The organism is Microbacterium sp. SCN 71-21 (genome assembly GCF_001725695.1).
GTDB lineage: Bacteria > Actinomycetota > Actinomycetes > Actinomycetales > Microbacteriaceae > Microbacterium > Microbacterium ginsengisoli.
In genome coordinates this window covers 1-8137 of record NZ_MEGA01000090.1, presented here as the reverse complement: position 1 = coordinate 8137, position 8137 = coordinate 1, and the positions used below count along the sequence as shown (strand labels likewise).

Here is an 8137-nt window from a genome sequence, read left to right as displayed (position 1 = left end):
CCCCTCAGTACCGGTCGCTGGAGAGCACCCGCGCCGACTCGCGGTCGGCGGTCTCGTTGCGCACGCCCGCGCGCGATCCGGCGAGCTTCGCCCGGATGTGCTCCTGCACGGTGACGGGCTCGTAGATCGCCGGATGCTGCGCGTCGACGCACTGCGGCAGCGTCTCGATGAGCGCGTCGACGTTGCCGTCGTGGAAGAACGCCGCGGAGCGGCGCCGGCGGATCGTGCCGTCGATGACGGGCGGCTTCACGCGGTGCAGCGTCGACATCCACTGCTCGTTGGTGAGCCGAGCGGTCACGTCGCCGAGGTTGACGAGCAGTGCGCCCTCGGCGGGCTGCACGTCGTTCCAGGAGCCGTCGGATCCGAGCACCTGCAGGCCCGCGACCCGGTCGGCCCACAGCACTGTCACGATGCCGTAGTCGGTGTGCTCGCCCATGCCGATGAGGTCGCCGTCGAGGGTGACGTCGGTGCCCGGCGGGAGGGCGTAGTTGTTCATCCGCAGCACGTCGAGGGAGTGGTCGGTGCGGGCGTCGAAGAAGGCGCGATCGATGCCGAGGGCGTCGGCGAAGATGTCGGTGAGCGTGCGGGCGACGCGCGCCGCCTCGCCGAAGTAGGCGCTGACGGCCGGCTCGAACCCGGCGACGTCGGGCCACACGTTGTCGGCGTAGTCGATCGGGTCGAGGTGCGCGACGTGCGGGTAGTGCGCCGCGGTCGCGCCCACGTTGAACGCCTCGAAGAAGTCGTTCATGCGGCTGGCCTGCTCGACGCCGAGCGACAGGCTCAACGACTCCGACTTCGGCGGGCTGTAGCCGCGGTTGATCTCGGGCGGCGTGCGGTACGTGTTCTTCACATCGAGGTCGAGCCCGAAGAATCCGTCGATGGATGCCTCGAGCCCCGCGATGACCGCGGCCGGCACCCCGTGCCCGGTGATCTGGATGAAACCGACCGTGCGGCAGGCGTCGTCGATCGCGCGGGCGACCGCGGCGCGCTCGGCGTCGGTGCCGCCAGTCACGTAGGGCGTGATGTCGACGAGGGGGACGTGGAACGTCATGGCAACTCCGTGAGGTCGTGGCCCGCGGGCCGGTGTCAGGCAGTCGCTTCACGCTTTCCCGCCGCCGGTGGGCGGCTCGCTTTCATGAGCGCGGCCAGGCTACCGAGCGCACGTTTCCTGCGCGTGACGGCGCATCCGGATGTCCTCGCGCCGGGCTCAGCCGAGCGGCGGCCCGACGATCACGGCCGTGTCGGGCGGAACGGTGACGGTGCCGTCGGCGGATGCCGCGGCATCCGCCCCGCTCGTGAGCAGCACCGTCTCGCCGGGCTCGAGCGCGAGCGGCCACGGGTCGGAGCTCAGATTGACGGCGATGCGCAGGGCGCCGCGTCCGAGCAGGAACCGCCGCGCGGCGGGGGGAGCGTCGGGGTCGAGGTCCTCCGCCGTCAGGTCGGCGAACGCCGGGTCTGTGAGCTCGGCCCGCGCGCGCCGCAGGTCGGCGAGCGAGCGGTAGATCGCGAGCAGGCGGGCATGGGCACCGTGGTGCTGCTCGGTCCAGTCGAGCTTGGCGCTCGCGAACGTCGCGGGGCTCTGCGGGTCGGGCACGACCGACTCGTCCCAGCCCATGCGCGCGAACTCCTCGGTGCGCCCCTTGCGCACGGCCTCCCCCAGCCACTCCTCGGGGTGGGACGTGAAGAACGGCCACGGCGTCGACGCACCCCACTCCTCGCCCATGAACAGCATCGGGGTGCCGGGGGTGGTGAGGGTCAGCACGGCGGCGACCGCGAGCCGGTCGGTCGAGAGGGTCGCGGTGAGACGATCGCCGGCGGCGCGGTTGCCGATCTGGTCGTGGTCCTGCGAGAAGGTCACGAGGCGGGAGGTGGGCACCTCGGACGGGATGGGGGAGCCGTGGTCACGCCCCCGGAACGACGAGTAGGTGCCGTTGTGGAAGAACCCGGCGGTCCACACCTTCGGCAGGGCGTCGGCTGCCGCGAAGTCCTCGTAGTAGCCGCTCGTCTCACCGGTCAGGGCGACGTGGACGGCGTGATGCCAGTCGTCGCTCCACTGCGCGTGCAGACCGTAGCCGCCGGCCTCGCGCGGCAGGATCAGCCGCGGGTCGTTGAGGTCGCTCTCGGCGATGAGGGTGAGCGGGCGTCCCAGGTGCGCGGAGAGGGCATCGGATGCCGCGGCCAGCTCCTGCAGGATGTGCACCGGCTGCTCGTCGTGCAGGGCGTGCACCGCGTCGAGCCGGAGTCCGTCGACATGCTGGTCGCGCAGCCACATGAGCGCGTTCTCGACGATGTACGACCGCACCGCGGGCTCGTCGAGGTTCACGGAGTCGCCCCAGGTGTTGCGGCTGCCGGTGCGCAGGTAGGGACCGAACTCGGGCAGGTAGTTGCCGCTCGGTCCGAGGTGGTTGTAGACGACGTCCTGGATGACGGCGATGCCGTGCGCGTGGGCGGCGTCGACGAAGCGACGGTAGGCGGCGGGTCCGCCGTACGCCTCGTGCACGGTGTACCAGAGCACGCCGTCGTAGCCCCAGTTCCACTGGCCGTTGAAGCCGTTCACGGGCAGCAGCTCGACGTGGGTGACGCCGATCGAGGCAAGGTGGTCGAGTCGCGCGGCTGCGGCGTCGAGCGTCCCGTCGGGGGTGAATGTGCCGATGTGCAGCTCGTAGACGAGGCCGCCCGCGAGCGGACGCCCGGTCCACGCGGCATCCGTCCACGCGAAGGAGCCCGGATCGTCGACGGCCGAGGCGCCGTGCACCCCGTCGGGCTGCCGGCGCGAGCGCGGGTCGGGACGCAGCTCGCCGTCGTCGAGCACGAACCCGTACCGCTCGCCGTCGGCGAGGTCGACGTCGGCGCGCCACCAGCCGTCGTCGGCGGGGGTCAGGTCGATGTCGACGGATGCCGCCACCCGCCGCAGCCGCACGCGCGCGGCGTTCGGCGCCCACACCTCGATCACGTCGTCCTCCGCATCCGCCGGCTCAGCCGGCCCTCACGAGCAGTGCGACGGGGTAGGTCGCGCAGAGCTGGGCGATCGGCACGGCGCCCGACTCGACGCGCCCCGTGAGGGTGTCGACCCAGTCTCCGGGCGGCAGCAGCAGGGCGGTGTCGCCCCACCCGCCGCGGCGTCCGAGCCCCACGGGCAGTCGGGTCGCGGCGGCGATGACGCCGCCGCGGTCGAACGCGACGAGGTGCGCGGCGGCCTCGCCGACGACCTCCAGCGGCAGATAGCGGGTGAACAGCTCCGGGCGGTCGCGGCGGAGCCGCAGCGCCCGCGACGTCACGAGGAGCTTCGCCCGCCCGGTCGCGTCGACCGGCGGCAGCAGCGGCTCCCCCATCCCCGGTCCGCCCTCTGCACCCAGGCGCGCATCGAGCTCGGTGGCCGCGACCGCCGCGTCGATGTCGTGCAGCAGCGCCGCGTGGGCCGTGAAGTCCACGGGTCGCCGGTTGTCGGGATCGACGAGCGAGAGCTCCTGCACCTCGGACCCCTGGTAGACGTCGGGCACGCCGGGGCCGGCCAGCTGCAGCAGTTTCTGGCCCAGCGCGTTCGACCAGCCGGCCGGGGCGATGTGGCCCACGAGGTCCTCGACGAGGGGCCGCGCCGCGCCGAACGCGGCGTCGACGAGCGCGTGCACCGCGGCCTCGAACGCGGCGTCGGGGGCGAGCCAGGTCGTTCGCTCCCCTGCTTCGCGCACGGCCTTCTCGGCGTAGGCGTGCAGGCGCTCGGCCGACGCGGGCCAGCAGCCGACGATCGCCTGCCACAGCAGCTCGTCGGTGGGACCGTGCCCGGTCGTCGCGACCGCGCGCAGCGCGCGAAGGGCGCTCGCCCAACGCTCGGGCTGCTCGCTCAGCACGCTGAGGCGGGCGCGCACGTCTTCGCTGCGCTTGGTGTCGTGGGTCGACAGGGCCGTCAGCGCGTGGGGCCAGCGCGCGTGACGCTCGGCGAACGCCGCGTGGAACCCCTCGACGTCGAGCGAGGCGACCGACGGGTCGCCGCCGACCTCGGTGAGCGTGCCGAGCCGGGTGAACCGGTAGAACGCCGTGTCCTCGACACCCTTCGCCATGACAGGCCCCGTGGTCTGCTCGAACCGGCGTGCGACCTCGAGCGTCGCATCTCCGAGCACCGGCAGCAGGGCGTCGATCCCGTCCGCGAGGTCGGGCCGGCGGGCGGATGCCTCCTCCCCCGCCCGCACCAGGTGGGCGGCGCCCGCGGGCAGGTAGGAGCGGTACATCGGGAAGGCGGCCAGGATCTCGGCGAGCGCGGGGGCCGCGGCATCCGCCCCCACCGTCTCGCGCACCTCGGCCGGGAGCGTGCGCACGAGCCGCCGCACCTCGGACTGCAGGATCGTCGTGGCCATCGTGCGCTTCGTCTCGACGATCAGGTCGTCCCAGGCGGGCGCGGGCGGCAGGCCGGTCTCCGCGCGCAGGGCCGCGTCGAGCCCGTCGAGCGCCGCGACGCCGTTCGGGTCGATGAAGAGCCGGTCGAGCTCGGCCATCGCGTCGTAGCCCGTCGTGCCCGCGCTCGCCCACCACGGTGCGAGGCGCTCGGGGTGGTCGGTCGCGGCGTGCTCGAGGATCTTCTCGACCCACACCGGCAGCCCGCCGACGGCGGACCGCAGCCGCTCGAGGTAGCCGGCCGGGTCGACGAGGCCGTCGGGATGGTCGACGCGCAGGCCGTCGACGAGCCCCTCCGTCGCCCACCGCACGATCTCGACGTGGGCGGCAGCGAACACCGCGGGATCCTCGACGCGCACCCCCGCGAGGGAGGTGACGGCGAAGAAGCGCCGGTAGTTGAGGTCGGTCGCCTCGTCGCGCCAGAACCGCAGCTCATAGTGCTGCCGGCCGAGCACGGTGCGCACGTCGACGGTCGTGGGCGCGCTCCCGATGCCGTCGAGCGAGCCGGGCGCGAGAGGGAAGACGTGGTCGACGTACCGCAAGACTCCGTCGGGTGCGGATGCCGCGGGATCCCGGTCGATCACGAGATCGCCGATGACGTCGTCGAGCTCGCCGCCGAGCACGGGGAGGCGCACGCGGCCGCCGCCGAACGCCCAGTCGATGTCGAACGCGCGGGCGTGGGCGGACGCCTCGCCGAGCCGCAGCACGTCCCACCACCACGGGTTCTCGCGCGGCACCGCGACGCCCATGTGGTTGGGCACGATGTCGACGAGCACGCCGAGGCCCGCCTCCCGTGCCGCCGCGATGAAGCGCGCGAACCCCTCCGCGCCGCCCCGCGCCGGGTCGATGCGCGCCGGGTCGACGACGTCGTAGCCGTGGTCGGAACCGGTCGTCGCCGTCAACAGCGGCGACAGGTAGACCCAGCCGACGCCGAGATCGCGCAGGTACGGCACGATCGCGGCGGCGGCGTCGAGGTCGAACCCGGGTCGGATCTGCAGACGATAGGTCGACGACGGGTTCACGCGCTCACCTCGGCAGTTCGCTCTTGGGGGCGGCGCCCGGCACCTCGTCGATCGCCGCGGTGACCGCCTGCGCGAGCGACGCGGCCACCGAGTGGTCGACCTCGGGCGGGGCGGCACGGTGCTCGATCAGCACCAGCAGCGACGCCGCGCCGACGCCGACCACGTCGCCAGGATCGACGACGCCGGTGTTCGCGAGATGGCCGGCGGTGTCGACCAGCACGTCCCAGCTCGGCGAGTACTCCACCTCGGGAACGGTGAAGTCGACCGCCTCGTCGCCCGCGTTGAAGTAGACGAGGAAGTGCGCGTCGACGATCTCGCTCCCGCGCCGATCGCGCTCGCGGATGCCACCGCCGTTGAGGAACACCCCGACCGCGCGGCCGAAGCCGGCGTCCCAGTCCTCGGGCTGCATCGGGGTGCCGTCGGGGCGCAGCCACACGATGTCGGGCACCGGGCTCCCCTCCTCGCGGCGCACCGGGCGGCCGTCGAAGAAGCGGCTGCGACGGAAGGTCGGGTGGTCGTGTCGCAGGCGCGCGAGGGCCGCGGTGAACTCGACGAGGGGCTGATCGACGTGCTCCCAGTCGATCCAGCTGAGCTCGTTGTCCTGCGCGTACGTGTTGTTGTTGCCCTGCTGGGTGCGGCCGAGCTCGTCGCCGTGCAGCAGCATCGGCACGCCCTGGCTGAGCAGCAGGGTGGCGATGAAGTTGCGCTGCTGCTGCGCGCGCCGGGCGAGCACCACCGGGTCGTCGGTCGGCCCTTCGACGCCGCAGTTGCTCGACCGGTTGAACGACTCGCCGTCGTTGCCGTCCTCGCCGTTCGCATCGTTGTGCTTCTCGTTGTACGACACCAGGTCGCGCAGGGTGAACCCGTCGTGGGCGGTCACGAAGTTGATGGATGCCACGGGCCGCCGCCCGCTGTGCTCGTACAGGTCGGCCGACCCGGTGAGCCGCGAGGCGAACTCGCCGAGGGTCGCCGCCTCGCCCCGCCAGAAGTCGCGCACGGTGTCGCGGTACTTGCCGTTCCACTCGGTCCACTGCGGGGGGAAGTTGCCGACCTGGTAGCCGCCGGGGCCGACGTCCCACGGTTCGGCGATGAGCTTGACCTGCGAGACCACCGGGTCCTGCTGCACGAGCTCGAAGAAGGCGGCCAGGCGGTCGACGTCGTAGAACTCGCGGGCGAGGGTCGCCGCCAGATCGAACCGGAACCCGTCGACGTGCATCTCGAGCACCCAGTAGCGCAGCGAGTCCATGATGAGCTGCAGCGCGTGGGGGTTGCCGACGTTGAGACTGTTGCCCGTGCCGGTGTAGTCGGTGTAGTAGCGCTTGTCGTCCTGCTCGAGCCGGTAGTACGCCTCGTTGTCGATGCCCCGCATCGACAGGGTCGGACCGAGGTGGTTGCCCTCGGCCGTGTGGTTGTAGACCACGTCGAGGATCACCTCGATGCCCGCGGCGTGCAGCGCCCGCACCATCCCCTTGAACTCCTGCACCTGCTGGCCGCGCTGGCCGGTTGAGGCGTAGGTGTTCTGCGGGGCGAGGAAGGCAATGGTGTTGTAGCCCCAGTAGTTCGACAGGCCCTTCTGCTGCAGGGTGTCGTCGTTGACGAACTGGTGCACGGGCATGAGCTCGATCGCGGTGACGCCGATCTTCTTCAGGTGCTCGATGACCGCGGGGTGGGCGATCGCGCTGTACGTGCCGCGGATCTCCTCCGGCACGAGCGGATGCAGCTTCGTGAGGCCCTTCACGTGGGCCTCGTAGATGAAGGTCTCGGAGTACGGCGTCTTCGGCTGCCGATCGCCGCCCCAGTCGAAGAAGGGGTTGATGACGACGCCCTTCATCATGTGCGCGGCGGAGTCGTCGTCGTTGCGGGAGTCGGGGTCGCCGAACGTGTAGGCGAACAGCGCCTGGTCCCAGTCGATTTGGCCGTCGACGGCCTTCGCGTAGGGGTCGAGGAGCAGCTTGTTCGGGTTGTAGCGCGCCCCCGCGGCCGGATCGTATTCGCCGTGCACGCGGTAGCCGTAGCGCTGACCCGGCTCGATGTTCGGCAGGTAGGCGTGCCACACGAACGCGTCGACGTCGACGAGCTCGACGCGGGTCTCGGTGCCGGCGTCGTCGAACAGACACAGCTCGACACTCTCGGCGCCCTCGCTGAACAGGGCGAAGTTGGTGCCGTTGCCGTCGAAGGTCGCGCCCAGGGGGTACGCGGATCCCGGCCAAGCCTGCACGTGCGCCCCTCCCTGCTCGGGAGCCCCCACATTAGCGGGTGCGGATGTCGCGGACGTGTCGGCGGTCGGCTCGGCGTTCGGGTCACTCACCTTCCGAGCATCGGCCATCCGCGCGTCGTCGCGGCGGGGCTTGACGGGCGCGTCCTGCGGGCTCAGGTCGCGCCGGACGGCGGGTCGAGCAGCAGCGCGATGCGCTCGTCGAGGTAGGCGGCGAGCGGCCGCCACCCACCGCGGGCGCTCCAACGCACCTCGGGTCCGTCCGTGCCCGGCCGCAGCGGGCCGGATGCCTCGCCCCGCCCGACCGCGGCGAGGTCGAGCCTCTCCCAGCCGAGGTGCACGACCTGCCCGTCGGCGAAGCCTCCGCGGGAGGCGGCGGCCGCGACATCCGCCCGTCGGCGCTGCGACTCGGCGGCGAACCCGCGGCGGACCTCGGGTCGCGCGCGCACGATCTCCCCGGTCGCGAAGACGTCCTCCGGGCCGATGAGCAGCACCCCGAGGTGCCAGGCGG

Annotated in this window: 5 protein-coding genes; all 5 read right to left on the bottom strand. The window is 72.3% G+C overall.

Annotated elements, in window-relative coordinates; translation table 11 throughout:
- Positions 1-4 precede the first annotated feature (4 nt).
- Positions 5-1051 (bottom strand): isopenicillin N synthase family dioxygenase, encoded by a 1047-nt coding sequence (locus ABT08_RS11610; protein ID WP_056208237.1) that lies wholly within the window; start codon positions 1049-1051, stop codon positions 5-7.
- A gap of 156 nt (positions 1052-1207) precedes the next feature.
- Positions 1208-2953: a malto-oligosyltrehalose trehalohydrolase gene (gene treZ, locus ABT08_RS11605; RefSeq protein ID WP_288115057.1), complete on the bottom strand. Its 1746-nt coding sequence runs from the start codon at positions 2951-2953 to the stop codon at positions 1208-1210.
- 22 nt (positions 2954-2975) lie between these two features.
- Positions 2976-5411, bottom strand: a complete 2436-nt coding sequence (treY, locus tag ABT08_RS11600; protein WP_288115056.1) for a malto-oligosyltrehalose synthase — start codon at positions 5409-5411, stop codon at positions 2976-2978.
- Positions 5412-5415: 4 nt separating this feature from the next.
- Positions 5416-7629: a glycogen debranching protein GlgX gene (gene glgX, locus ABT08_RS11595; protein WP_056208351.1), complete on the bottom strand. Its 2214-nt coding sequence runs from the start codon at positions 7627-7629 to the stop codon at positions 5416-5418.
- Between the two features lie 152 nt (positions 7630-7781).
- A partial coding sequence (locus ABT08_RS11590) for a glutaminase (RefSeq protein WP_288115055.1) occupies positions 7782-8137 on the bottom strand: 356 nt, incomplete at its 5' end.